This is a genomic window from Spiribacter pallidus, from assembly GCF_040838495.1.
Taxonomy (GTDB): domain Bacteria; phylum Pseudomonadota; class Gammaproteobacteria; order Nitrococcales; family Nitrococcaceae; genus Spiribacter; species Spiribacter pallidus.
Genome location: NZ_JBAKFM010000002.1, coordinates 579,383 through 601,367 on the forward strand (window position 1 = coordinate 579,383; position 21,985 = coordinate 601,367).

Annotated in this window: 26 protein-coding genes; 16 read left to right on the forward strand and 10 right to left on the reverse strand. The window is 63.6% G+C overall.

The window, feature by feature from the left end; translation table 11 throughout:
* The 5 genes from recA to V6X73_RS06260 all read right to left on the reverse strand — a co-directional run bounded on the left by recA (position 1) and on the right by V6X73_RS06260 (position 3,193).
* Positions 1 to 1,038, reverse strand: a complete 1,038-nt coding sequence (gene recA, locus V6X73_RS06240; protein ID WP_367958433.1) for a recombinase RecA — start codon at positions 1,036 to 1,038, stop codon at positions 1 to 3.
* Between the two features lie 95 nt (positions 1,039 to 1,133).
* Positions 1,134 to 1,649, reverse strand: a complete 516-nt coding sequence (locus V6X73_RS06245; protein WP_367958432.1) for a CinA family protein — start codon at positions 1,647 to 1,649, stop codon at positions 1,134 to 1,136.
* Complete coding sequence (locus tag V6X73_RS06250) at positions 1,646 to 2,110, reverse strand: universal stress protein (protein ID WP_367958431.1); 465 nt, start codon at positions 2,108 to 2,110, stop codon at positions 1,646 to 1,648. Before V6X73_RS06250 ends, V6X73_RS06245 begins: the two co-directional genes overlap by 4 nt.
* 31 nt (positions 2,111 to 2,141) lie before the next feature.
* Positions 2,142 to 2,900: a VIT1/CCC1 transporter family protein gene (locus tag V6X73_RS06255; RefSeq protein WP_367958430.1), complete on the reverse strand. Its 759-nt coding sequence runs from the start codon at positions 2,898 to 2,900 to the stop codon at positions 2,142 to 2,144.
* The gene (locus V6X73_RS06260) at positions 2,897 to 3,193 is read right to left on the reverse strand and encodes a DUF2249 domain-containing protein (protein ID WP_367958429.1); all 297 of its coding nucleotides are present in this window, start codon (positions 3,191 to 3,193) and stop codon (positions 2,897 to 2,899) included. The genes V6X73_RS06255 and V6X73_RS06260 overlap by 4 nt, the downstream gene beginning before the upstream one ends.
* 63 nt (positions 3,194 to 3,256) lie before the next feature.
* On the opposite strand from V6X73_RS06260, the gene V6X73_RS06265 reads away from it, so the two are divergent.
* Positions 3,257 to 4,441 carry an MFS transporter gene (locus V6X73_RS06265; protein WP_367958428.1) on the forward strand — a complete coding sequence of 395 codons (1,185 nt, stop codon included), beginning with the start codon at positions 3,257 to 3,259 and terminating at the stop codon, positions 4,439 to 4,441.
* Positions 4,442 to 4,492: 51 nt separating this feature from the next.
* Positions 4,493 to 4,792 carry an HlyU family transcriptional regulator gene (locus V6X73_RS06270; protein ID WP_367972481.1) on the forward strand — a complete coding sequence of 100 codons (300 nt, stop codon included), beginning with the start codon at positions 4,493 to 4,495 and terminating at the stop codon, positions 4,790 to 4,792.
* 10 nt (positions 4,793 to 4,802) lie between these two features.
* Here the strand turns inward: V6X73_RS06270 and phbB are convergent, their stop codons facing one another.
* A complete protein-coding gene (gene phbB / locus V6X73_RS06275) occupies positions 4,803 to 5,525 on the reverse strand; it encodes an acetoacetyl-CoA reductase (RefSeq protein ID WP_367958426.1) in 723 nt (240 codons plus the stop codon).
* A 162-nt stretch (positions 5,526 to 5,687) separates the two neighbouring features.
* On the opposite strand from phbB, the gene gshA reads away from it, so the two are divergent.
* The 14 genes from gshA to V6X73_RS06345 all read left to right on the forward strand — a co-directional run bounded on the left by gshA (position 5,688) and on the right by V6X73_RS06345 (position 18,634).
* The gene (gshA, locus tag V6X73_RS06280) at positions 5,688 to 7,274 is read left to right on the forward strand and encodes a glutamate--cysteine ligase (RefSeq protein ID WP_367958425.1); all 1,587 of its coding nucleotides are present in this window, start codon (positions 5,688 to 5,690) and stop codon (positions 7,272 to 7,274) included.
* 183 nt (positions 7,275 to 7,457) lie between these two features.
* Positions 7,458 to 8,180: a type II secretion system F family protein gene (locus V6X73_RS06285; RefSeq protein ID WP_367958424.1), complete on the forward strand. Its 723-nt coding sequence runs from the start codon at positions 7,458 to 7,460 to the stop codon at positions 8,178 to 8,180.
* A gap of 2 nt (positions 8,181 to 8,182) precedes the next feature.
* Positions 8,183 to 9,064 (forward strand): type II secretion system F family protein, encoded by an 882-nt coding sequence (locus V6X73_RS06290; protein WP_367958423.1) that lies wholly within the window; start codon positions 8,183 to 8,185, stop codon positions 9,062 to 9,064.
* Complete coding sequence (locus tag V6X73_RS06295) at positions 9,055 to 9,423, forward strand: DUF192 domain-containing protein (protein WP_367958422.1); 369 nt, start codon at positions 9,055 to 9,057, stop codon at positions 9,421 to 9,423. The genes V6X73_RS06290 and V6X73_RS06295 overlap by 10 nt, the downstream gene beginning before the upstream one ends.
* Positions 9,424 to 9,455: 32 nt before the next feature.
* On the forward strand, positions 9,456 to 9,890 hold the full coding sequence (locus tag V6X73_RS06300) for a tetratricopeptide repeat protein (protein WP_367958421.1): 435 nt from the start codon (positions 9,456 to 9,458) through the stop codon (positions 9,888 to 9,890).
* The gene (locus tag V6X73_RS06305) at positions 9,890 to 11,797 is read left to right on the forward strand and encodes a hypothetical protein (RefSeq protein ID WP_367958420.1); all 1,908 of its coding nucleotides are present in this window, start codon (positions 9,890 to 9,892) and stop codon (positions 11,795 to 11,797) included. The genes V6X73_RS06300 and V6X73_RS06305 overlap by 1 nt, the downstream gene beginning before the upstream one ends.
* 91 nt (positions 11,798 to 11,888) lie before the next feature.
* Entirely contained in the window at positions 11,889 to 12,167 is a 279-nt protein-coding gene (locus V6X73_RS06310; RefSeq protein ID WP_367958419.1) for a Flp family type IVb pilin, read from the forward strand.
* Between the two features lie 28 nt (positions 12,168 to 12,195).
* A complete protein-coding gene (locus tag V6X73_RS06315; RefSeq protein WP_367958418.1) occupies positions 12,196 to 13,374 on the forward strand; it encodes a hypothetical protein in 1,179 nt (392 codons plus the stop codon).
* Positions 13,371 to 14,012 (forward strand): hypothetical protein, encoded by a 642-nt coding sequence (locus V6X73_RS06320; protein ID WP_367958417.1) that lies wholly within the window; start codon positions 13,371 to 13,373, stop codon positions 14,010 to 14,012. Before V6X73_RS06315 ends, V6X73_RS06320 begins: the two co-directional genes overlap by 4 nt.
* Positions 13,954 to 14,733, forward strand: coding sequence for a hypothetical protein (locus tag V6X73_RS06325; RefSeq protein WP_367972488.1), 780 nt, complete (start codon positions 13,954 to 13,956; stop codon positions 14,731 to 14,733). The genes V6X73_RS06320 and V6X73_RS06325 overlap by 59 nt, the downstream gene beginning before the upstream one ends.
* Complete coding sequence (locus V6X73_RS06330; RefSeq protein ID WP_367958415.1) at positions 14,726 to 14,854, forward strand: hypothetical protein; 129 nt, start codon at positions 14,726 to 14,728, stop codon at positions 14,852 to 14,854. Before V6X73_RS06325 ends, V6X73_RS06330 begins: the two co-directional genes overlap by 8 nt.
* 23 nt (positions 14,855 to 14,877) lie before the next feature.
* On the forward strand, positions 14,878 to 15,666 hold the full coding sequence (gene cpaB / locus V6X73_RS06335; protein WP_367958414.1) for a Flp pilus assembly protein CpaB: 789 nt from the start codon (positions 14,878 to 14,880) through the stop codon (positions 15,664 to 15,666).
* Positions 15,663 to 16,949, forward strand: coding sequence for a type II and III secretion system protein family protein (locus tag V6X73_RS06340; protein ID WP_367958413.1), 1,287 nt, complete (start codon positions 15,663 to 15,665; stop codon positions 16,947 to 16,949). Before cpaB ends, V6X73_RS06340 begins: the two co-directional genes overlap by 4 nt.
* Positions 16,946 to 18,634, forward strand: a complete 1,689-nt coding sequence (locus V6X73_RS06345; RefSeq protein ID WP_367958412.1) for an ATPase, T2SS/T4P/T4SS family — start codon at positions 16,946 to 16,948, stop codon at positions 18,632 to 18,634. Before V6X73_RS06340 ends, V6X73_RS06345 begins: the two co-directional genes overlap by 4 nt.
* Here V6X73_RS06345 and V6X73_RS06350 read toward each other — a convergent pair.
* The 4 genes from V6X73_RS06350 to sufD are packed head-to-tail and all read right to left on the reverse strand — an operon-like array spanning position 18,627 to position 21,979.
* On the reverse strand, positions 18,627 to 18,950 hold the full coding sequence (locus V6X73_RS06350; RefSeq protein WP_367958411.1) for an SUF system Fe-S cluster assembly protein: 324 nt from the start codon (positions 18,948 to 18,950) through the stop codon (positions 18,627 to 18,629). The genes V6X73_RS06345 and V6X73_RS06350 overlap by 8 nt on opposite strands.
* A gap of 4 nt (positions 18,951 to 18,954) precedes the next feature.
* Positions 18,955 to 19,401, reverse strand: coding sequence for a Fe-S cluster assembly sulfur transfer protein SufU (sufU, locus tag V6X73_RS06355; RefSeq protein ID WP_367958410.1), 447 nt, complete (start codon positions 19,399 to 19,401; stop codon positions 18,955 to 18,957).
* Positions 19,402 to 19,403: 2 nt separating this feature from the next.
* Entirely contained in the window at positions 19,404 to 20,654 is a 1,251-nt protein-coding gene (locus V6X73_RS06360) for an aminotransferase class V-fold PLP-dependent enzyme (RefSeq protein ID WP_367958409.1), read from the reverse strand.
* Entirely contained in the window at positions 20,651 to 21,979 is a 1,329-nt protein-coding gene (gene sufD, locus V6X73_RS06365) for a Fe-S cluster assembly protein SufD (protein WP_367981233.1), read from the reverse strand. The genes V6X73_RS06360 and sufD overlap by 4 nt, the downstream gene beginning before the upstream one ends.
* Positions 21,980 to 21,985 lie beyond the last annotated feature (6 nt).

A 21,985-nucleotide genomic window follows, 5' to 3' on the forward strand; every position in this document is an offset into this window, starting at 1 on the left:
CTAAGGTTCACTGTTCTCGGCGGCCGGCTCATCTTCCTGGGGCGTCGCGGTCGTCAGCAGTTGGCCGCGCAGCGCCTGGTCGATGGCCTGCGCGGTGTCCGGGTTGTCCTTCAAGTACTGGCGGACGTTTTCCTTGCCCTGACCGATGCGATCGCCGTTGTAGCTGTACCAGGCCCCGGATTTATCGATGAGCCCGTGCTTGACGCCAAGATCAATGAGCTCGCCCTCATGGGAGATGCCCTCGCCATAGAGGATCTCGAACTCGGCCTGCCGGAACGGCGGGGCCATTTTGTTTTTGACCACCTTGACCCGGGTTTCGTTACCGACCACCTCATCGCCCTTTTTGATCGCGCCAATCCGGCGGATGTCCATGCGGACCGAAGAGTAGAACTTCAGTGCATTGCCACCGGTAGTGGTCTCCGGACTGCCGAACATGACCCCGATTTTCATGCGGATCTGGTTGATAAAAATCACTGTGGTGTTGGAGCGTTTGATATTGGCGGTGAGTTTGCGCAACGCCTGGGACATCAGCCGGGCCTGCAGCCCGACGTGCGAATCTCCCATCTCGCCTTCGATTTCGGCTTTGGGCGTGAGTGCCGCGACCGAGTCCACCACGACAATATCGACGGCACTGGAGCGCACCAGCATATCGGCGATCTCCAGCGCCTGCTCGCCGGTATCCGGCTGCGAGACGAGCAGCTCGTCGACATCGACACCGAGCTTGCCGGCATACTCCGGATCGAGGGCGTGCTCGGCGTCCACGAAGGCCGCTGTGCCGCCGGCGCGCTGCGCCTCGGCGATCGCCTGCAGGGTGAGCGTGGTCTTGCCCGAGGACTCGGGGCCATAGATCTCGATGACGCGCCCGCGGGGGATGCCACCGACACCGAGCGCCACATCGAGCGTCAGCGACCCGGTGGAGATCACCGGCACATTGCCCACGGCACGGGCATCGCCCATGCGCATGACCGCCCCTTTACCGAACTGCTTTTCGATCTGCCCGAGTGCCGCGCCCAGTGCCTTTTTACGATCTTCGTCCATGCCTTACCTACAACCTTTCGGTGAAATGGATAACCCGTGGAGTATCCCACAGCGGTGGGACAGCGCCCAGCCCGATTGTCCGTTGACGACAGCCGTCAGGCGGCGAGCCGGCGGGCCAGGCCATCCAGCGCATGGGCCACGCTGCCAAGCCGTATGGCCTCACGATCGCCGGGCAGATGCACCGGCTCGCTGCTCAGCGTTTGTTGCGGCAGCGCCCAGGCAAACCAGACAAGGCCCACCGGTTTCTCGGCGCTGCCCCCATCGGGGCCGGCGATTCCGGTCACCGCAACGCTGACCCGATCATCCCGACCGCCGCGGGCGCCCTCGGCCATGGCCTCGGCACAGGGCTGGCTGACCGCGCCGGCCGCCGCCAGAATCGTCGGCGCCACCCCGAGCAGCTCTTGCTTGGCCTCGTTGGAATAGGTCACAAGGCCGCGGTCGAACCAGCGCGAGCTGCCGGCGCGATCGGTACATACCTTGGCCACCCAGCCGCCGGTGCAGGACTCGGCGCAAATGAGCGCCCAGTCCCGGCGCACCAGCTCGTCGATCACCAACTCGAGCGCAGCGGCGATGCGCTCGGCCGGGTCACGCCCCGTATCGGCGGTTGTCAAACCACTGTCACCGGACAGGGCGCGTGGTGGAGCACACGCTGGCTGACACTACCGATGAGAAGGCTTTTAAGCCCCCCCATGCCACGGCTGCCGATGATGATCATCGGATCTTCGGTCTCGCGGGCGTGCTCGACAATGGCCTCGGCCGGAGCGCCCGACAGGGTGACCTCCTCGATGGTCACATCCATGCGCCCCAGGGCCTCGCGGGCGGCGGCGAAGTTTTTCTCGGCGGTGCGATTGCGCAGCTTGTTGAACGCATCCGGCGAGAAGTACTCGAGCTCCTCGGCCCGCGGATCCTCGGTGGGGATGCCGAACATATCCACCGGGTCGTCCGGAAACACGAACAAAAACCGCAACGGCAGATCCAGCCGCTGCGCCAGTCCACCGGCGTAGCGGACCGCTTTGCTTGCGCCCTCCGATCCATCGACCGGGACAAGCAGAATGGCAGGGCTTTGACTCATGAGCATCTCCTCGATTGGGTTGGCATCGGATTCAGTTCTGCAGGGCAAGACCCATTTCGGTCATCATGGGTTCAAACACCCCGCCCACAAAATAGGCGATCAGCGCAGCGCCACCGCCCATGAGCAGCGTCTCGACACCCGAGCGGATACGCCGCTCGCCGACCAGTACGCCTTTGACAAACCCGATGCCGAAAAATGTCACCGCCGTCATGAGACTGCTCACGACAAAGGCAATATCAACGCCGAGCGCTGGCAGCATGAACGGCAGCAACGGGATGGCACCGACCACCACAAAGGCACCGAATGTCCAGAGCCCCGCCTTGAGCGGGCTTGAGGCCGCAATTTCCAGCCCGTGTTCTTCGCGCAACATGGTGTCCACCCACAACGATTCATCGGCCGAGATGGTCTTGACGATGGACTCGAGCGTATCGCCCTTGAACCCCTTGCGGGCGAAGATCTGACGGATTTCCTCGCGCTCGCCATCGGGGGCGTGGTGGATATGTCGGTTCTCGGTGGCGCGGGCCCGAGCCAGGGTGTCGTGCTCGCTTTTCACCCCCTGGTAGTTGCTCACGCCCATGCTAAAGCCATCGGCGATGAGGCTGGCCAGGCCGAGGCCGAAGGCCACAAGGCCCGGCAGTCCGGCACCGACGACACTTGCGACCACGGCGAAGGTGGTCACGCATCCGTCGATGCCACCGAGAATGGCATCTCGCAGATAACTCGGTTGATGGCCTGCTTCGAGGCGCTCGGCGATGGCCTCGGGGTGATGACTGTGTTCAAGCTCGCTCATGGGTTTTTGGCATCTCTCGTGCTGTTGGCCGATGGCTTGCGACGCACATGCAGCGCCCAGAGATCGGTGCCGCGCTCGAGGATCGCAAGCTCGAGCGCACCGTTGTATTGATCATGCAGATAATTCCGCAGCCGATCCGGTGAGTCACTGGTGAGAAAGGCCAGATCGTCTCCGGGGGCCAGTGCGCCGATGGCGTAGACCACCCAGTCCAGCCGCTCTCGTGGCTGGTGGAGACGCAGGTCGATGGTGTTGCCACTGCCGACAATGGGCCCGGGGCTCTGGCTGCGTTGCATCGCTCACGCCGTTACTGCCGCGTCACTGGTGTTACAGTGTAGCGCCCATCGCCGGAGGCCTGCATGCGCACTGCTTTGAGTGAAGGTCCATCAACCCGGGTGGTGATGCTCCTTCTCTGGAGTGCGGGCGTGTATCTGCGCTTGACCGTGATGGTGGCGCCGCCGCTGGCGCCCACCATCGCCGCCGACCTGGGCCTTGGCCAGGCCGCCACCGGGGCGCTGACCACCTTTCCGATCCTCATGCTCGCCATCGCCGGCCTGGCGGCGTCGTGGCTGATCAGCCGGATTGGCGCCCGCCGCACGCTGGTGATTGCGCTCATCCTGGTGGCGTTCAGTTCCGCGGCCCGGGGCGTCGGCGGTGTGGCAGCGCTTTTCGGGGCAACCGCGCTCATGGGGGTGGCGATTGCCGGGATCCAACCCTCGTTGCCGACCCTGCTGACCATCTGGTCACCCCAACGCATCGCGCTGGGGACAGCGGTGTACATGAACGGCATGCTCATGGGTGAAGTCCTTGGCTCAACACTCACCCTGCCGTTGGTCCTGCCCCTGGCCGACGGCGACTGGCGGCTGGCACTTGTCATGTGGTCGATGCCGGCACTGATCCCGGCAATGCTGGTCTTCGGGCTGACCCGCGACCGGGACTCGCGCGCCCCGGATACCGGCGGGTGGATGCCGGCCTGGCGCGAGGGCCTGGTCTGGCGCCTGGGCATCCTGCTCGGGGCCAGCGGTTCGCTTTTCTTTGGCGTCAATGCCTATCTCGGGCCGGTGCTCGAGGGCCGGGGTGAGGATGGCCTTCTGGATCTGGCACTGGGGCTTTTCAATGGCACCCAACTACTCGCATCGGCATTGATGTTCTGGCTCGGGCGTCGCTGGATCGGCCGGCCCATGCCGTTGTTCGCCATGCTGCTCATTGGGCTGTCCGGCCTGGGCGGGTTTGTGCTTTTGCCCGGCATCTCGGGGATCATCGCCCTGTTCCCGGCCGGCCTTGCCGCTGGCATTACGCTGATCCTCATCGTTGCCTTGCCGCCGCTCTACACCCGCGGCAACCGCACCGCAGCGCTGGCTGCCGGTATGTTCGCCATCGGTGCGGTCAACAATTTTCTTGTCCCCTTACTGGGCGGCGTGGTGGCCGACTACCGCGACAATGTCGTCTATGCGCTGATCCCCATTTTTGTTTATGGCCTTATCGCAGCCCCTCTGGCCCGCCGACTCCCCGACCCGGCCACCGCTGCTGCCCAAACCGCTTGAACCGACCGGCTGGCTTGCAGCCCCAGCCCCCCTCGGGCAATCTCGGTGGCCATGCAATGGTTGAAACGACTTTTCGGACAGACCGCCGAGCAGAACGCATCTGCGGCGGTGACCCGTGACTACGGCGAATACCGGATTGCCGCCCATCCACGAAAGGAGTCGGGCGGTTATCGGGTAGCCGGCACGATCACGCGTGCCCCATCGCCGCACGCCGACGCCGAGCCAGGCCCTGTTGAATTCGTCCGGGCGGATGTCTACGGCAGCCATGAGGTGGCCGTAGAAATGACCCTGCTCAAAGGCGAGCGCCTCGTCGATGAGCAGGGTTCAGCGCTTTTCTCGGCCCGGCGCTGAGCGCCTGCGGTCAGGTCATGTACTGGCCGCCGTTGATCGATAGCGTCGAGCCGGTGACAAATCCCGCGGCATCGCTTGCTAGATAAACCACGGCCTGGGCGATCTCGTCGACCTCGCCGAGCCGGCCGACCGGGATCTGGCCGATGATCTGCTCGAGCACCTTGTCCGGGACGCCGGCCACCATGTCCGTGCCGATATACCCGGGCGCGATAACGTTGGCGGTAATGCCCTTGCGGGCGTTCTCCTGGGCCACCGACTTGGTAAACCCGAGGAGTCCGGCCTTGGCCGCCGCGTAGTTCGCCTGGCCCATCTGGCCTTTCTGGCCATTGATCGAAGAGATCTGGATGATCCGGCCAAAACCCCGTTCGCGCATGCCGTTGATCACCGCCCGGGTCATGTTGAATGCCGAGGTCAGGTTGGTGCGAATGACCGCATCCCAATCCTCGATGCCCATTTTATGGAGCATGCCATCGCGGGTGATCCCGGCGTTGTTGACGAGCACATCAACGGCCCCGTATTCGCTGCTCACCGACTCCACACCGGCCTCACACGCCCCATAATCGCCGACATCCCACTTGCGCGCCGGGATGCCCGTCTCGCGGGTGAAGTCCGCCGCAGCCTCGTCATTGCCGTTATAGGTGACTACGACCTGATAACCCGCCTCGCCCAGGCCCCGGGCGATGGCGGCGCCGATGCCACGGGTCCCGCCGGTTACCAATGCTGTTTTTGTCATCGTCCCACTCCTCCTGTTGGGCCGTGTGTGGTTTTCCAGCTTGCAACTCGACCCTAACGATGATCCGGGTGCGAATACCAGCGGCAGCGCAACATAGGCATTCCAAATCGCCGTCGGGGCGGGCACAATCGCGCCTTTCCATGATCCGGCAATGAGAGAAGCATGAGAGAAAGTGCCGATCGGCGAACCCGGGCGCTGCAGGCTGCCGGCGAGCGTGGCTTGATCGCCGGACGCCGTGTGGGGCTGGAGAAAGAAAGCCTGCGCGTCAGCCGCGATGGACGGATCGCCCAGACACCACATCCCGAGGGCCTTGGCTCGGCGCTGACCCATGACGAGATCACCACGGATTATTCCGAGGCATTGCTCGAGTTCGTCACCCCGGCGTTCGATGACCCAGCCGCCGCATTGCAGCGGCTCTCGGAACTGCATCGCTACACCTATCGCCAGATCGGCGATGAGCTGCTGTGGGCAACAAGCATGCCCTGTATTGTCGGGGGTGATGCCAGTATCCCCATCGCCGATTATGGCCACTCCAACATCGGCTGGATGAAACATGTCTACCGCCGCGGCCTGGACTGGCGCTACGGCCGCAGCATGCAGGCGATCGCCGGGATCCATTTCAACTACTCGTTTAGCGAAGAGTTCCTGCGCGCGGTACAGGCCCAGTCGGCGGATCGTCGCGACTTCGCAAGCTTTCGCTCGGATATCTACTTTCGGCTGATCCGCAATTTTCAGCGCTATGGCTGGTTGCTGCCCTATCTCATGGGCGCCTCGCCTGCCATCTGCAAGTCATTCACCGGCGGGCGGAACATCGATTTCGACGCGTTCTCCACCCATACCTTCTACACCCCCTATGCGACCTCGTTGCGCATGAGTGACATCGGCTATAAGAACAACGCCCAGGCCGCACTGGAGGTCAGCTACAACGATCTTGAAAGCTATGTGGCGAGCCTGCGTGCGGCAATCAACACGCCCGACCCGGAGTACAGCCGCATCGGCACCCGCGTGAATGGCGAGTGGCGCCAGTTGAACACCAACGTGCTGCAGATCGAAAACGAGTACTACAGCTTCGTCCGGCCCAAGGCCCGGGCCCGGTCCGGCGAGCAGCCCACCTGCGCGCTGCACCGTGCCGGCGTCGAGTACGTCGAGATCCGCGCCCTCGATCTCGATCCGTTCAGCCCCATCGGCATCGAGGACGAGCAGATCGCCTTTCTCGAGATCCTGCTGCTTTTCTGCCTGCTCGAGGACAGCCCGCCCATCGATGCCGCCGAACAAAACCAGATCAATGCCAACCAGGGCCTGGTGGCGAGGGCGGGCCGCGACCCCGCCCTGACCCTGTATCGGGGCAACGGTGAGCGGGTGGGCCTGCGGCAGTGGGCGCGGGAGCTTTTTGATGCCATGGCCGGACCGGCGGAGCTCCTCGACGAGGTGTATGACGATGGCCGCTATCGCGAGATCCTCGCCCATTACCGGGCGCGTGTGGAGAATGCGGATGACACCCCATCCGCTCGGGTGCTACGTGAGATGCGCGACAACGGCGAGGAATTCGTCGAATTTGCCCTGCGGGTCTCGCAAACCCACGCCGAGACACTGCGCCAGGCCCCCATCTCGCCCGCTGCGCTTTCCAGGCTGCAGAACGCCGCAGCGGCCTCACTGGCCGAGCGGTCACGGCTGGAGGCCGCACCCGAGCCGCCGTTCGAAGAATTTCTGCAAAGCTACTTTGCCCAGGCTCCGACCAACGGCTATTGAGCAAGGCAAAGCCATCGCTTTTTAATAAAACCGTCACCAGACAGGGAGTGTTATGGCGTGACGGGCGAAATGGCGGCCGTGACATTGACCGGGATTGCGGGCGGCGCTGCCGCTTTGGCGATACTCGGACTCGTACAGGCGGCTTCGCGCGCATACACAAGCCATGTACACCGAACGACCACCGTGAGCCTTCATCAACAATTCATCGAGCTCTCCGCACGGCAGATGATGTTGATTGCCGGGCTATTGGCCACCCTGGTGGGTCTGCTTGGCCTTGCATTTGTGCCGCCACCCATCGCTGCCGCCCTGGGGGCAACCGCCCTGTTCATTCCCAGGTTTGCGGTCCAAGTGGTCCGATCGCACCGCCAAAGCGCGATTGCGCAGCAGATGCCCGAGGCGATCGAGGCCCTTGCCGGCTGCCTGCGCGGTGGGGCTAACCTCAACCGTGGCCTTGAACTGCTGGCCACCCATCAACCACGGCCAATTCGCGATGAGTTCGCGCTCATGGTCACCCGCCGGACGTTGGGCGGTGACCTCAACGAGGTGCTCAGCGAGTTCTGCGAGCGCAACAAAAGCGATGATATTGCGCTTTTCCAAAGCGCCGTGGCCATGGCCGACCAGGTTGGCGGCGATCTGGCCTATACCCTCGAGAACCTGGGCAGGACCTTGCGAACCCGCAACGACATGCAACGGCGCATTCGATCGCTCACGGCGATGGGGCGCATGCAGGGACGTCTGATGACCCTGCTCCCCATCGGCATCGCCGGTGTGATCTACCTCCAGCAGCCGGCCACCATGAGCCGTCTGTTCACTCACCCGGTTGGCTGGATCGGTATCGCCGTCGCCGCGGTGCTGATGGTCATCGCCACCCTGTGGATCCGACGGATTGTCGATATTGAGATCTAGCCATGGCGTTTTTCGCTTCCGGGCTTGTCGGGGTCAGCGTCGCACTCGCCGTAGTCGCGGTGGCCGGGCTTGCCGCCCGCGTCCCGAAAGGCGCGGTGCGCCGCCGGCATGGTCAGCGACTGCCGGCTTTGCTTCGGCTGACATTACCCCTCGCCCGTGTCATCGCCGCGCAACTGCCAATCGGTCGCTCGACGTTTGACCGCCGGATCTCGCTGCAGCTCGAACGCGCCGGTTTGCAACAAATCCTCACCCCGGTCGAGTTCTATGTCCTTGGTGCCTGTACGGCCTGCCTGCTGATTGTCTCCACGATGCTTGCGACCACGCCGTACAGCCAGTCGTCGTCGCACTCTGTGCTCCTGGTGGTAGTCGCGTCCACCTGCGGGCTTGTCTATCCCTGGGTCTGGCTTCGGGACACCATTCAAAAACGCCAGAATCAACTCGCCCGTCAGCTGCCCCTGCTGCTTGATCTGCTCCAGCTCTCGATTCGGGCGGGTCTGGGCTTTAGCGCTGCACTTGCGCAATGCAGTGCCCGCATACCGTCGGGCGCTTTGCAGAACGAACTCAGCCAGGTCAATGCCGAGATCCGCGCGGGTGCCCGTATGAGTGCGGCGGTACAGGCCATGGCGCGACGCTCTGGGGTACAGGCAGTCGAGCAATTCGCTGCGGCCATCGCCCAATCGCAGATCTCGGGGGCGGGGCTTGCCGATCTGTTACAGCACCAGGCCGAACAACAGCGTGACCGGCGATTTGCCCAGGCCGAAAAGGCGGCCAATGAGGCGCCCGTGCGTTTGCTTCTGCCGTTGATGACACTGCTCTTCCCGCTGACATTCGCCGTGATTGCCGCACCCATTGTCTTCAACATCCTGGAGGCGGGATGGCTTTAATCGAGCGATGGCGATCGGGTTGGATGATCCTCGAGTCTGATGCCTCGTCCCGCCCGCTCTGGCTCGGGGTGATAACCCATCCACTGGGCCGTCTGCTCGGGTTCCTGCCCTGCCGCCAGCCGCCGGCGGATTTCGATGGGCTCATCCTCGAGCCCGGCGGCAGCGTTCACACCCTCGGCATGGGCTTTTCACTGGATGTGCTCTTTGTTGATCGCCATCAACGGCTCATTCGCCGCCAGGACTGGGTCATGCCAAACCGTTTTGTCTTTGCACCGGCAGGCACCCGGGCGGTCATCGAAGTGGTCGCCGGGCGTCTCCCCCGCGGCCGTATCCAACCCGAACTCGGACCCGGAGGTTAGTTGTGTGGCAGCATCTCACAAGGCTATCGCTCGTGCTGGTCATCACAGCACTGGCGAGCGGCTGCAGCACCGTGTCGCTACAACCGCCCGCCGCCGGTTATGAAAAACTCGAGAAAGCCGACAAGGCTTTCCGCGACGGCGAGTGGGACACCGCCAATGAACTCTATGGCGCCGTTGCCGAAGCACAACCACGGCTGATCTCGCCGCATCTACGCCTGGGTATCATCGACTACCGCCAAGGGCGGCCCAAGGGCGCCGCCGGGCATTTCGAAGCGGTGCTTCAACGCAATCCCGATCATGTCGTTGCCACTTACAACCTGGCGGTGACGCATCTGCAAAGAGCGCGGACATTACTTGACCGGCACGAGCAGCTTGCGCCCGTCAGCGCCTCACGGCCTGCCCTCGTTGATGTCAGAAAGGCGCTCGAGCGACTGAAAGGCGAAAAGCAAACACCCGAGACCCGTTGATGGGGCTTTTGGCCGGATTGCTCGGCTGGGCGAGCCTGCCACCGATCGGGCTCGATGGCTTGGGGCTTGTATGGCTTGTGCCCTGGTTTATTGCGCTGCGGTTTCCCATCAAGCAACGTTGCCTCCACACCGCGCTGGCCGCAGGGCTGCCCGCTTTGCACGTCATCCTCGGCATCGTCGAGGCCTACCCGGCCATGGCTTTTGTCGCTCTGGCACTGGCGCTCGGGCCGATGATGGCCGGCGCGTTGATCGGGCTCGCATCGCATCGCTTTTGGGGGGTGCGATGCGGGCTGATCATCGTCACTGTCGCCCTTGCCATGGGCGGTCTGCGATACCTCGGCTTGCCGGTCTCTGTGGCTGCTGTCACGGGCTTGCCCGGCCCGAGCGGGATAAGGCAACCCCTCGCCGAGGTACTGGCTGGCGGTGGTGTGATCACACTGGATGTCGCGCTAATCGGCGCTCAGGCGGCGATGGCCGCTGCGCTGTGCCGATCGGGGGCACACTCGGACCGTCTGCAACGCCTCGCCCGGTGGAGTAGTGCATCCGGGTTGCTGCTGGCGATCATCGTCTTGACCACGACAAATACTGGCGAATCGGCAGAGCCAACGGCCAAGCGGGTGGCGGTGATTGAAACCGCCCTGCCCCCTCATCAAAAAGCGCGTCTGATCGCTGACAACCAACTTGAGACGGTGGTTGCCCGTCACCGCAGGCTTCGGCAACAGGCCCTCCAGGCCGACCCCGACTGGATTGTCTGGCCTGAAGGCAGCACACCCGGACTGGGCAGCCCGCCGCCGCGTCCGGATCCCGCCAGGCCCGTATCCGGTCCACCCGCAGAGATCCGGCATGTCTATCGGTATCAACGGCCCGGCCAACTCTCAAGCACGGCGGTGCTTCGTACAGTCCGGGGACAGCCCATTGCCCAAATCGATAAAAGACGTCCATTACCCATCGCCGAGTCGTCGATCGCCGATCCACGCCAATCCTCCGCGGCCACAATGCTCGGTGCGACACCGGTGACAGTGTTGATCTGCTCGGATATTTTCCACACACCCAGTCTGTTTGACGTCGCGCGTTCCGACACCGCGGTGATCATCAACCCCACCAGCATTGGCTATCTTGGCGGACGGTGGCTGCCGTTGTTGCATCAAAGGGCGGTTCAGATCCAGGCCGCGGCGCTTGGCCGCCCGGTGGTCGTCCCCACCAACGGCAGCGCCGCCTTTTGGGTGAGTGCGACCGGTGCCCTCAACCGGTTGGGCGCGGGTACCGGCGCGCAGCCCCATATCGCGACCCTCCCGGTCCCTCGCCAGACCCATGCCCCCCACCCATTGCTCGGTGTTGGTATCTGGGTCGCTTTTGTGTCTCTGCCGGCGGCGACTGCGGGCACCGTAAGTCATCGACTTCCCGCCCCGCGCTGGCGCCCCGGTTGCCGACCGACCGTCACCATCGGGGTGCTCGCTCTGATCGCCTTTCGGCTTGTGATCGAACATCAACCAAGCTCAACGCCGTCAAAGACGCCGGACGGCGGCACCGCCTCGCTGTCCTATGAGGCGATAACAGCGCCCGAGCAACCCGATTCGGCGGTCGTTGCCGCCTTAGCCCGGAGCTTTGCGATCCCCATCACCGTCGCCGATATCCCCGCCGATCGCGATCACGCATGGCGCTGGCTATGTCAGCAAATCCACATGGGGCTGGATCCATCACCGGTGCCGTTAATCGAGCCGCCGGCGCTTGGATTTGTGACCGCAAACGAGAGGCCGCTGGTGATTCGCTGGAGCCAGGGTGGCCGACCGATCGCGTTCGACCCAGTGGCCGGTGTATTCCAGATCCTCGAACGCCCCCCACCCGACACGCTCTGGCTGCGCGAGATGCCACCCCATCGGGCCTGCAGCGGGTCTGCCGAGTGGTGATCTGCAAAAGATCAACGGCCCTTATGGGCAAGGGGTCATGGCGCTAGGCTGGAAGCGTTGATCAGGCTAACCACGCTCAGGGAGGAGCAGGATGGATAAAGCAGTCACGGAGCGCCCCGGCAAGGGACACCGCCAGGCCGGACAGGGGATGTCCGAGTACATTATTGTGACCGCACTTATCGCAGTGGCTGGCATCGGGATTTTCTCGGCTTTTGGCGATACGATCGCCAGCCAGGCTGCCGCATTGGCCCGGGAGATGGCGGGTGAAGATGGCAGCGAACAAATCGAGCAGGCGGCCGAGGACTCGGAGCGCGCCGCACAGCGCTCGGAGCAGGCGGATACCCTGCAGAACTTTGACTCACAGAATTAATCGGACCGCTGGTCAGATACTCCCGTTGATGCTTTTCATCATCGCGGCAATCGGACTGGCGATCACCATTTCGCATCGCACCGCTGACGGGGCCAATGACCGCAGCGTCGTGGTCAACGCCGCCGATGCGGCCGCCTACAGCGGCGCCAGCTGGATGGCGCGTCACCTCAACCTGATTGCTTATACCAATCGGGCACTGGTGGCCAACCACATCGCCGTCGGCCATTTCACTGCCTACCTCAGCTGGCTGCGATACGTCGAAGACGCCAGTGACGGGCTGGCCAGCGTCACGCGCTACATCCCCTACGTCAATCAGGCAACCAGCGCCGCCGCGCGTATTGCGGATGCCGCATTGAAGGGCACCGAACTTTTCGGTCGCGGCTATATCAATGGCATCGACGGACTCCACGGCCTGATGATGAGCACGCAGGCCAGAGCCCGGCTGGCGATTCAGCCGCCAGAGATCGACCGGATTATGGCGGCAGTCGCACAGAGCCATGACCCATCGATTGCCATCAACCAGACCGATGCGACAAACGCGCTACCCCAGCCCTATCGGGCGGTCGTCCAGGGGTATCTGGCGAGCCGGTATGCGGAGACGCTAAGCCGTATCCAAAGCGCCCGGCCCGGCGATGATCGCCGCCGCTTCGGCGAATGGGTCGCGGCGACAATCGATCATGACCGACGGCTGCGACGCTGGCTTGCCGGTCGCGAGGGTCGTGGCTGGCCCGGTTATGGCAGTGGCCACCGGGAATGGGATGTCAAAATCCCGCTGATTATCAAAATTCGCAAGCAAGGCGCCACGTCGCGGGCCGACCACGCCGATGCCGACGGTTGGCGCTCGCTCGATCGGTTTCAAAAGGCGGAATACAAGCTGGGCAAGGGCGAGTGGAGCGGCTGGGATACATTGGCGCGGGGACGCGCTGATGCCGATCGCATCGCCGGTAACTACCGCGGTGTTCGACGCTACACCCGGCTCAAGACCCGGGGCGATCATCCTGGAGGATTCACAGTACCAGCCATCGCCACGCTGGCCGAAGGGCGGCTATCCCGCCGCATCAATCACTTGACGATCGCGCGGGTGGTCTACCGGCCGCCCCAGGGCTGCGGTCAGCCATGTCCAGGCGATGCCGGCAATGACCCGACCTTGTTCGGGCCTTTCTGGAAGCCACGGCTGAGCACGCAACCAGGAGGCGTTTGGCCATGAATCGCCAGGGCGGAGCCGCGCTGACCGAGGCGATACTCTGCCTGATGGCGCTGCTGCCAGCGCTATGGGCGGTTGACTGGCTTGCCGATCTACACGGCGCACAGCTTGGCACCCAGCATGCTGTGCGCATCAGCAGCTGGGGTCAGGCACTTGCAGGTGTCGAACTCGAGCACTATCGAGCAAACGACCCGGCCATCCCGGTACAACGCCGGCCGATGAAAAGCGATCAACAGAGCAATCTGGAGGCAAGCGCCGCGGTACGTGCGCTTGCGCATGGTGACTATGTGCCGGGGATTGCACGAATCGGGGGTTTGCACCCTCAGATGCTCCGATTGCCTCAACCCGCTTTGCAATCCCACCACGCCGAGCGGGCCATCAAGCCCACAACCAAGCTGGATGAGCATGCATCCACCCTGAGCGTGGAGGCGTCGGCATCGGTTGTCTCGGTCGATTGGCGAGCCCGGCGTGACCGGCAATATCAATCCCGCACCGAAGGCGTGGTGGCAAGCGAGCCTCTGGACGCGGCCACCCGTCCGGGCCGCGGGCTTGCCCGTTTTGTGTTGTTCAGGGAGGGACGCGATGCAGATGCCACCGACTTCATCCCACCGTCCGGTGTTCAGCCCAAAAGCCCCCATTAGCCGGCTTTTGCCTCGACTTGCCCTGCTGTTGATTGGTTTTGCATCGGCCAGCCAGGCCATGCCGGATGTCTGCGCTCCGGTGATTGCTCAGAAGCATTTGCCCTCGGGGGCTGAGGCGGTCATGCGTGACCCCCGGGTCAGCATCAATGGGCTGCCCCTGTGTGTTGCGAGTTATCTCACCGACCAAAGCCCTGAACAGATTATCGCGCACTATCGCCACGAGTGGGCCGGGACCGCCTATCGTGAAGTTTTCCCTCAAGCACTGGACGATGCAGCCAACGACGGCGAATCAGCGATCGAGACACTGTTCTACAGTCGTCAGGCGACTCGCCATGTCAGCGCCCGATCCACGCCCGAAGGCACGACGGTGATGTTGAGTGTCATGCGGCTGAGTGATGCCCTCGACGCTGACCGTCGCCAGAGTCAAGCCAGCGCGGGGCTGATCCCGCCGGCCATGGAACGGCTCTACCATCAAAGCAACCGTCACGGCGATACGACCGTCATCGAAGGCCACTACCCGATTCCCCGGGCACGCGAGCGACTCGGACGCTATCTGGCACGTCGGGGATGGGTCGAGACAACGGCACCGACCGATACGGGCCACGGCCTTTCCATGAGCCACCCCCGGCTGGGTGCTATCGAAGTTGAATTCAAGCGCCGCAGCGCCCGGACGGTAGCAGTCATCCACCGGATCGAGCATCCCGCCGGTAATCATGAGTAGCTCGGAGTACATCGCGGTCGCAGCGGGGTTAGCCGTTGTCTGGGGGATGCTCGATGAGATCGAGTCATTGCTGCTCCGGCATGCGAATCAATTCCAGTGGGGGCTGAGTGTCCCTTTTTAACAAGGAAGGATGAAGAGACGTCCATGACGGCGCTCCAGAGGCATCTCATCGTGCTTTCGATCGCTCTGCTGTGCGGTCTGGCTGCCGCGTGGCTCGCCGCGCGCCATATCGACCATCTGGCCGAGGCGGTCGAAGCCGATCTATCCGAGCCTTATACGAAGCGGCCTGTGCTGGTTGCCAAAACGGCACTGGCCGCCGGCGAGACGTTATCCGCCGAGGATGTTGCGGTGCGGTCGATGCCCAAGGCCTATGTGCATGCCCATGCACTCGGCCGCCAGGGCTGGTCGCGGATCGCCGGTCGCATTCTGCAACATCCTCTCGAGCGCGGTGATCCGATCCTGCCCGCCATGCTGCGGGAGGACGACCGCACGAGGCTATCGGAGCTGGTACGAACCGGCGACCGGGCCCTGACCATCCCCGTACCCGGGGAGCAGGCAATCGCTGGTCTGCTGCGACCCGGCGATCGGGTTGATCTGCTCATGACCTACCGCCGGGATGGGCAACAGACCACAACCACCCTTTTGTCCGATGTCGTCATCTTGGCGGCAGGACCCCATCTGCAAGGAAGTCTCGCAGGCACCGAGCAGAATCAATGGCGGTACTCGGAGCTGACCGTCGCGGTCTCCCACGCCGAGGCAGTGCGAATCACGCAGGCCCTCGCGGTTGGCGAGATATCGGTCGTCCTGCGGAGTGATAAGGATGACCGCCCCATGCCGCACATGGCCATCGGCGAGGACCAACTGCTCGACAACCGATCCGCACGCGAGGGCAAACACCGACCTGTCGAAGTCATTCGCGGAGGCGCTCTGTGAATCACATTAAAGCAAAAATCTCGCAGGTATTGCTGGTCGCTTGTCTTCTGCCCTTGCCCGCCGTGGCAGAGCTGCCCGTTTCCATGGAACTGACCATCGGACATTCCCGCTTGCTGGAGACCGCCGGTATCGAGCGGGTGGCGATCGCCGACCCGAAGGTGGCCGAGGTACGGGTCATCGAGCCGACAGAACAACTCCTTGTCATCGGTCTGAGCACCGGATCCACCGACCTGAGAGTCTGGCAATCCGATGGTCAACACCGCACACGCGTTGAAGTCGTCGCGGCCCCGACAGCCGACCAGAACCCGGCACTCACACAGCTAGTCGAGCTCATTCCCGGAGTGTCATTGTCGTGGCTTGAGGGTCAACCGGTTCTGACCGGCCAGCCCCAGGATATTGATGCGAAGCAACGGCTCGAAAAGCTCAAAACGATGCACGCCGACATCACTGACCTGACACGGCCTGCCGCCAATCCGGATCGAGCGACGGTGCATTTCAAGGCCCGCTTTGTCGAGATCAAGCGCTCAACGCTCCAGGACCTCGGGCTCGAGTGGTCCGATCAGAGTCCGGGAATCACCTTCGCCTACGCGTCGGATCTACACACCAACGATGTGTTCCGGGCCGACCTTGGCCAATCACTTCCGGCCGGAAAGCTCCCCCTCGATATCGGCCAGAGCAACAGCTATCTCGGCCTGGGCCTCGATATCACCGCCATGATCAATCTGCTGGATGAATCGGGACGCGTCGAGGTCATCGCCGAGCCCATGTTATCGGCGCTCAGCGGCAGCTCGGCGTCGTTTCTGGCCGGTGGTGAGATCCCCATCCCCGTCCCGGGCGACGGCGACGCCACCACGGTGCAGTTCAAAGACTACGGTGTCTCGCTCGATATCACCCCCGAGGTCGCTGACGATCAAACGATTCAGGCGAATGTCGCCGTCGAGGTCAGCAGTGTCGACGAAGCGGTGACCGTCATGGGGGTGCCCGGATTTTCGGTTCGCAATGCCACAACGCGGATGAAAGCGCGCAGCGGCGAGACCCTGGTCATCGCGGGTCTGGTTGACAGTCAGCAATCCCGGGCCATCGACCGCTTTCCCGGCCTCGCCGAACTGCCGGTCATCGGCGAGTTTTTCCGCTCGCGACGCAATCGATCCGAGAACACCGAGTTGATCGTCATGCTCACACCAAGCCTGACACCCTGGCCGCAGAAGCCCGACCCTCGCGCTGGGCTGGCGGAAAGCGCCCCGGACCATGACCTTCTGCCGCTCGAGGAGGGCGTGAGATGAAAGCCATGACTCTGCAGATCACCTCGCCGGCGGGCAGCAGTGATACCCGAGACCTCCCCGATGATGCCGATCTCGTGATCGGGGCCAGCCGACGATGCCAACTGCGACTGACCGATGGCGGCATTGCAAGGCGCCACGCCGTATTGCAGATCCGTGAACGTCGATGCACCTTGCGGGCGCTGGGCCACGCCAACCGGGTTGTTATCAACGGACGCCCCACCCGACACTGCGGGCCGATCACGCCGACCGACCATATCCTTGTTGGTGCGTATGCCCTGCAGATCGATACGCCGGAGGCGAACGCTACACACCAGACGGCTGATGTGTCGGATCCTGCCAGCGCTAACCGCAGCCAACCTGATCCGGATCCGGAACGCGGGGCGCTTGGTTATCCCGATGCCAACCAATCCAATGACCAGTATCACCACATCGGTGCACCCTCACCGGCGCTCGTCGAACGTCTGCGCCATGAAGTGGCGGAGAGCCTTGATCTTTTTCAGCGTGACCTCGTCGAGACCCTGTCGGCGGAGCGGATCCGGCAGGAGGCCGAGCGCATCGCCTGGCAACTCATCGAAAACGACGCCCTGGCGCTTGGCGAGGATATCGATCGGGCCGAGGCGGTGGCGCTGGTGGTGGCAGAGACCGTGGGCCTCGGGCCGATTGAGCGCCTGCTGGCCGATCCCGCCGTTACCGAGGTGATGGTCAACGGCGCCTCCAGCATTTACGTCGAACGACAAGGCCGGCTTTGCCCGGCCGGGATTCGCTTCAGCTCGGAGGCAGCCCTGCAGAACACCCTCGATCGTATCGTCTCACCGATTGGGCGGCGTCTTGACGAAGGCTCACCGTTGGTTGATGCCCGTCTACCTGACGGCTCGCGGGTCAACGCGGTCATCCCCCCGCTGGCACTCAATGGCCCGACGATTACCATCCGCAAGGCGCACAACAGCCACATGACGCTCGACGAACTCACCCGGGCGGGGGCGATGACCCCGGCGATGGCGGGTTTGCTCATCGAGGCCATCAAACGGCGCCGCAATATCGTCATCTCCGGCGGCACGGGCTCGGGCAAGACAACATTGCTTAATGCCCTGAGCGGCTACATTGACGGTGACGAGCGCATCATCACCATCGAAGATTCTGCCGAACTCAACCTCCAGCAATCCCATGTGGTATCCCTTGAATCGCGTCCGGCCAATATCGAGGGAAGCGGCGCGATCAGCATCCGGGACCTGGTGCGCAACGCCCTGCGGATGCGGCCTGATCGGATCATTGTCGGTGAGTGTCGCGGCGGCGAGGCGCTGGATATGCTCCAGGCAATGAATACAGGACACGACGGGTCGCTGACCACCGCCCACGCCAATTCACCTCGCGATGCCCTTTCTCGTCTGGAGGTGATGTGTCTGATGGCGGGTATGGATCTGCCGGCCCAGGCCATCCGCGATCAGATTGCCTCGGCGGTGGATCTGATTGTCCAGCTCAGTCGCTTCAGCGACGGCAGCCGCCGGATAACGCATATCACCGAACTCGCCGGCACCGAGCAGGCCACGATCCTGACGACCGAGCTGTTCCGCTATCAGGCGCGAGAGGGCAATACCACCGATGGCGTGACGGGGTTTCAATGGACCGGACAGCATGCCTCGTTCGCGGCCATCCGCGATCCGGCCAGCGGGGGCTTGGCTACATAAACCCCAACTGCAGCCGGGCGCTTTCCGACATCCGCTCCTGAGTCCAGGGCGGCTCCCAGGTCAGCTCTACTTCGGCCGCCTGAACTCCCGGGACCTGCTCGACCGCCGCCTTGACTAGGATCGGCATCTGCCCCGCAACCGGGCAGGCCGGCGAGGTCAGGGTCATCAGCACATCGACAAAGCCGTCCTCATCCACCTCGACGTCGTAGATGAGCCCGAGCTCGTAGATATCTACCGGGATTTCCGGGTCATAGACGCCCCTCAGGGCGGTGATGATGCCCTCGCGGAGGGTCTGTGGGTCGCCGGACTCAGCCATGACCTTACTCGGTCGAAATCTCGCCCCGGTCTTCGAGGGCGGCCTGCAGGGTATGCCAGGCCAGGGTTGCGCATTTCACCCGCATCGGGTAGTCGCGCACGCCCGCCAGCACCCCGAGCTTACCCAGCGAGGGGTCCAACTCGGTGCCTTCATCGGTGACCTGATGGTGAAAACGATCGAAGAGCGCATTGGCCTCGGCCACGGTTTTACCCTTCAACGTCTCTGTCATGATTGAGGCCGAAGCCGTTGAAATTGCGCAACCTTCTCCAGTAAAGGCGATGTCCTCGATCCGGCCGCTTTCATCGAGCCGCAGCTCGAGGTGGATCTTGTCACCACACAGCGGGTTGTAACCATCCGCCGCGTGGTCGTGGGGATTCACAACCCGAAAATTGCGGGGTTGTTTGTTGTGATCGAGGATGACCTCCTGGTAGAGCTCACGCAGATCGGACATGGTCAGCCAAAGAATTCCTTGACGCGGTGGAGCCCATCGACCAGGGCATCCACGTCGTCTCGATCGTTATAAAGCCCGAAGGAGGCCCGGACCGTGGCCGGCACCTCGAAGCGCTCCATCAGCGGCTGGGTGCAGTGGTGTCCGACCCGGACGGCCACCCCTTCCATATCCAGGATGGTGCCCATGTCATGGGGATGGACGCCATCGAGGAGGAACGAGACCACCCCGGCCTTGTGGGGCGCGGTGCCAATGAACCGCATACCCGGGATATGCCCCAGGCGGTCCATGGCGTAGTCGAGCAGGCCCTGCTCATGGGCGATCATCGCTTCGCGACCCACCGACTCGATGTACTCAAGCCCGCGGCCCATGGCAATCACCCCGGCGATATTGGGGGTTCCGGCTTCAAAGCGCTGCGGCGGCTCGGCATAGGTGGTCTTCTCGAACGACACGGTCCGGATCATGTCCCCGCCGCCCTGGTAGGGGGGCATGTCTTTCAGGTGCTCGTAGCGCCCCCAGAGCACACCCGCACCGCTTGGCCCGTAGGTCTTGTGGGCCGAAAAGCAATAGAAGTCTGCGCCCATGGCCTGGACGTCCACCGGCATGTGCGGGGCTGACTGCGCCCCATCCACCAACACTGGCACGCCCTGCTCGTGGGCCAGCGAGATGATCGCTTCGACCGGATTGATGGTCCCGAGGGTATTGGAGACATGGACCACGCTGACAAACCGCGTCCGGGGTCCGATCCGTGCCCGCAGCCCCTCCATGTCGAGCTGGCCGTCATCGAGCACCGGGGCGACCACCAGCTGCGCCCCGGTGGCCTCGCAGACCAGCTGCCAGGGCACGATGTTGGCATGGTGCTCCATGCCGGTGATCAGGATCTCATCGCCCGGTGAGAGCATGGGCCGGACAAACGACTGGGCCACCAGGTTGATCGCCTCGGTGGCACCGCGGACAAAGACCACCTCCCGCTCATCCGGCGCGTTGATGAACCGCTGGACGACGGCGCGTACCCCTTCGTAGGCCTGTGTGGAGCGCTGCGAGAGCTGATACACGCCACGATGGATATTGGCGTAGTAGGTCTCGTAGCACTCGCGCTCGGCATCAATGACACATTGCGGCTTCTGCGCGCTGGCCGCACTGTCGAGAAACGCCAGGCGTTTGCCGTTCATGGGGCGCTGGAGGATGGGGAAATCCGCCCGGATCCGCTCCACCTCCACCGCCTGGGGGCCCGCACTCGGTGCCGTTGCGCTCAAAGGATATCTCCAATGTCCGCATCTTCTACGCCCAGCCGGCGCATGAGCACTCGGCGGACGTGGTCGCGGACGCCGCTGACACGGAACATATCGACTATCTCGCCGGCGAAGGCCAGGGTCAGCATCCCCTTGGCGCCGTCGGCGCTGATGCCGCGCGTGCGTAGGTAGAAAAGCGCTTCCTCGTCGAGTTCCCCGACCGTTGAGCCGTGGGTGCATTTGACATCGTCGGCAAAGATCTCGAGCCGCGGGTTGGAGTGGGCCAGAGCCCGCTTGCCCAGTACCAGGTTGCGGTTTTCCTGCACCGCGTCGGTTTTCTGGGCGCCTTCGAAGACCTTCACCAGGCCATCGAAAATCGTCTCCGACCGGCCCTGGAGGATGCCCTTGAAGCGCTGCCGGCTAAAGCAATTCTCGACCCGGTGGTTGAACCAGGTATGGAAGTCGGTGAACTGCTTGCCCTCGGTCAGATAGATGCCATTGCAGTCGATCTCACCGCCCTCACCTTCCAGATCGGCGATCAGATCGAGCCGCGCGAGCCGGCCGCCATCGCCGACAAAGGCACCGCGCAGCGAGGCATCGCGCTGAGCGGCCAGGTTGACCGTGCCAATGTTGATGGTGGCGATGCCGTCTTCCTGCAGCCGGCTGTAGTCGAGGATCGTGTTCTGGCCGGCCGAGAGCTCACTGACCGGACTGACCAGCGCGCCGGTCTGATCGTCGCTGATGAATCGCTCGACCACCCGGACCTCGGACCCGTCCTCGGCATCGACGACAAGCCGCGGATAGACGGCCTGCTGATTGGCCTCGGGGGTAATGATGTGAGTGACGGCGATGGGTTTTTCCACCAGCGCCCCGGCGGCGACGTGGACATAGGCCCCATCCTGGAAAAACGCCGTGTTGAGCGCGGCGAAGGGATGCCAGTCGATGTCCGCCCGTGCACCTAGTGCCTTGACAAGCCGCTCGGGCGCTTCGCCCGCGTACTCGCCAAGCGGTGCCACGGTCAGCCCTTTGGCGAGATTGTCGAGATCGGATAGATCGGGGGCAAAGCGGCCATCGACGAAGACCAGGCGATAGCACTCGCCGATATCCGCGAGCCGCTCGACCAAGACCCGGGGCGCAGCCCCCGGCGCCGTGACGGCGCCAAAGTGCGCTTCGGTGACCGGGCGCAGATTGGTCTTGCGCCAGGCTTCCTCACGAGCGCCCGGAAAACCCCGCTGCTCGAAGGCCTCGATACCGCGCCGGTGCAACGTCTCGAGCCACTCCGGCGCTTTGTCCGGACGAGCCTCGAAATCTTCGAGATAGACGCTCTGCGGTTTTGCAACTGCTTCCATCATTGA

What these genes read in the sequence shown, in the direction of transcription:
- recA (WP_367958433.1), bottom strand. Translation starts at nt 1,038, where the DNA reads ATGGACGAAGATCGTAAAAAGGCACTGGGCGCGGCACTCGGGCAGATC.
- V6X73_RS06250 (WP_367958431.1), bottom strand. Translation starts at nt 2,110, where the DNA reads ATGAGTCAAAGCCCTGCCATTCTGCTTGTCCCGGTCGATGGATCGGAG.
- V6X73_RS06255 (WP_367958430.1), bottom strand. Translation starts at nt 2,900, where the DNA reads ATGAGCGAGCTTGAACACAGTCATCACCCCGAGGCCATCGCCGAGCGC.
- V6X73_RS06260 (WP_367958429.1), bottom strand. Translation starts at nt 3,193, where the DNA reads ATGCAACGCAGCCAGAGCCCCGGGCCCATTGTCGGCAGTGGCAACACC.
- V6X73_RS06265 (WP_367958428.1), top strand. Translation starts at nt 3,257, where the DNA reads ATGCGCACTGCTTTGAGTGAAGGTCCATCAACCCGGGTGGTGATGCTC.
- V6X73_RS06270 (WP_367972481.1), top strand. Translation starts at nt 4,493, where the DNA reads ATGCAATGGTTGAAACGACTTTTCGGACAGACCGCCGAGCAGAACGCA.
- phbB (WP_367958426.1), bottom strand. Translation starts at nt 5,525, where the DNA reads ATGACAAAAACAGCATTGGTAACCGGCGGGACCCGTGGCATCGGCGCC.
- gshA (WP_367958425.1), top strand. Translation starts at nt 5,688, where the DNA reads ATGAGAGAAAGTGCCGATCGGCGAACCCGGGCGCTGCAGGCTGCCGGC.
- V6X73_RS06290 (WP_367958423.1), top strand. Translation starts at nt 8,183, where the DNA reads ATGGCGTTTTTCGCTTCCGGGCTTGTCGGGGTCAGCGTCGCACTCGCC.
- V6X73_RS06295 (WP_367958422.1), top strand. Translation starts at nt 9,055, where the DNA reads ATGGCTTTAATCGAGCGATGGCGATCGGGTTGGATGATCCTCGAGTCT.
- V6X73_RS06305 (WP_367958420.1), top strand. Translation starts at nt 9,890, where the DNA reads ATGGGGCTTTTGGCCGGATTGCTCGGCTGGGCGAGCCTGCCACCGATC.
- V6X73_RS06310 (WP_367958419.1), top strand. Translation starts at nt 11,889, where the DNA reads ATGGATAAAGCAGTCACGGAGCGCCCCGGCAAGGGACACCGCCAGGCC.
- V6X73_RS06315 (WP_367958418.1), top strand. Translation starts at nt 12,196, where the DNA reads ATGCTTTTCATCATCGCGGCAATCGGACTGGCGATCACCATTTCGCAT.
- V6X73_RS06320 (WP_367958417.1), top strand. Translation starts at nt 13,371, where the DNA reads ATGAATCGCCAGGGCGGAGCCGCGCTGACCGAGGCGATACTCTGCCTG.
- V6X73_RS06325 (WP_367972488.1), top strand. Translation starts at nt 13,954, where the DNA reads ATGCAGATGCCACCGACTTCATCCCACCGTCCGGTGTTCAGCCCAAAA.
- V6X73_RS06330 (WP_367958415.1), top strand. Translation starts at nt 14,726, where the DNA reads ATGAGTAGCTCGGAGTACATCGCGGTCGCAGCGGGGTTAGCCGTTGTC.
- cpaB (WP_367958414.1), top strand. Translation starts at nt 14,878, where the DNA reads ATGACGGCGCTCCAGAGGCATCTCATCGTGCTTTCGATCGCTCTGCTG.
- V6X73_RS06345 (WP_367958412.1), top strand. Translation starts at nt 16,946, where the DNA reads ATGAAAGCCATGACTCTGCAGATCACCTCGCCGGCGGGCAGCAGTGAT.
- V6X73_RS06350 (WP_367958411.1), bottom strand. Translation starts at nt 18,950, where the DNA reads ATGGCTGAGTCCGGCGACCCACAGACCCTCCGCGAGGGCATCATCACC.
- sufU (WP_367958410.1), bottom strand. Translation starts at nt 19,401, where the DNA reads ATGTCCGATCTGCGTGAGCTCTACCAGGAGGTCATCCTCGATCACAAC.
- sufD (WP_367981233.1), bottom strand. Translation starts at nt 21,979, where the DNA reads ATGGAAGCAGTTGCAAAACCGCAGAGCGTCTATCTCGAAGATTTCGAG.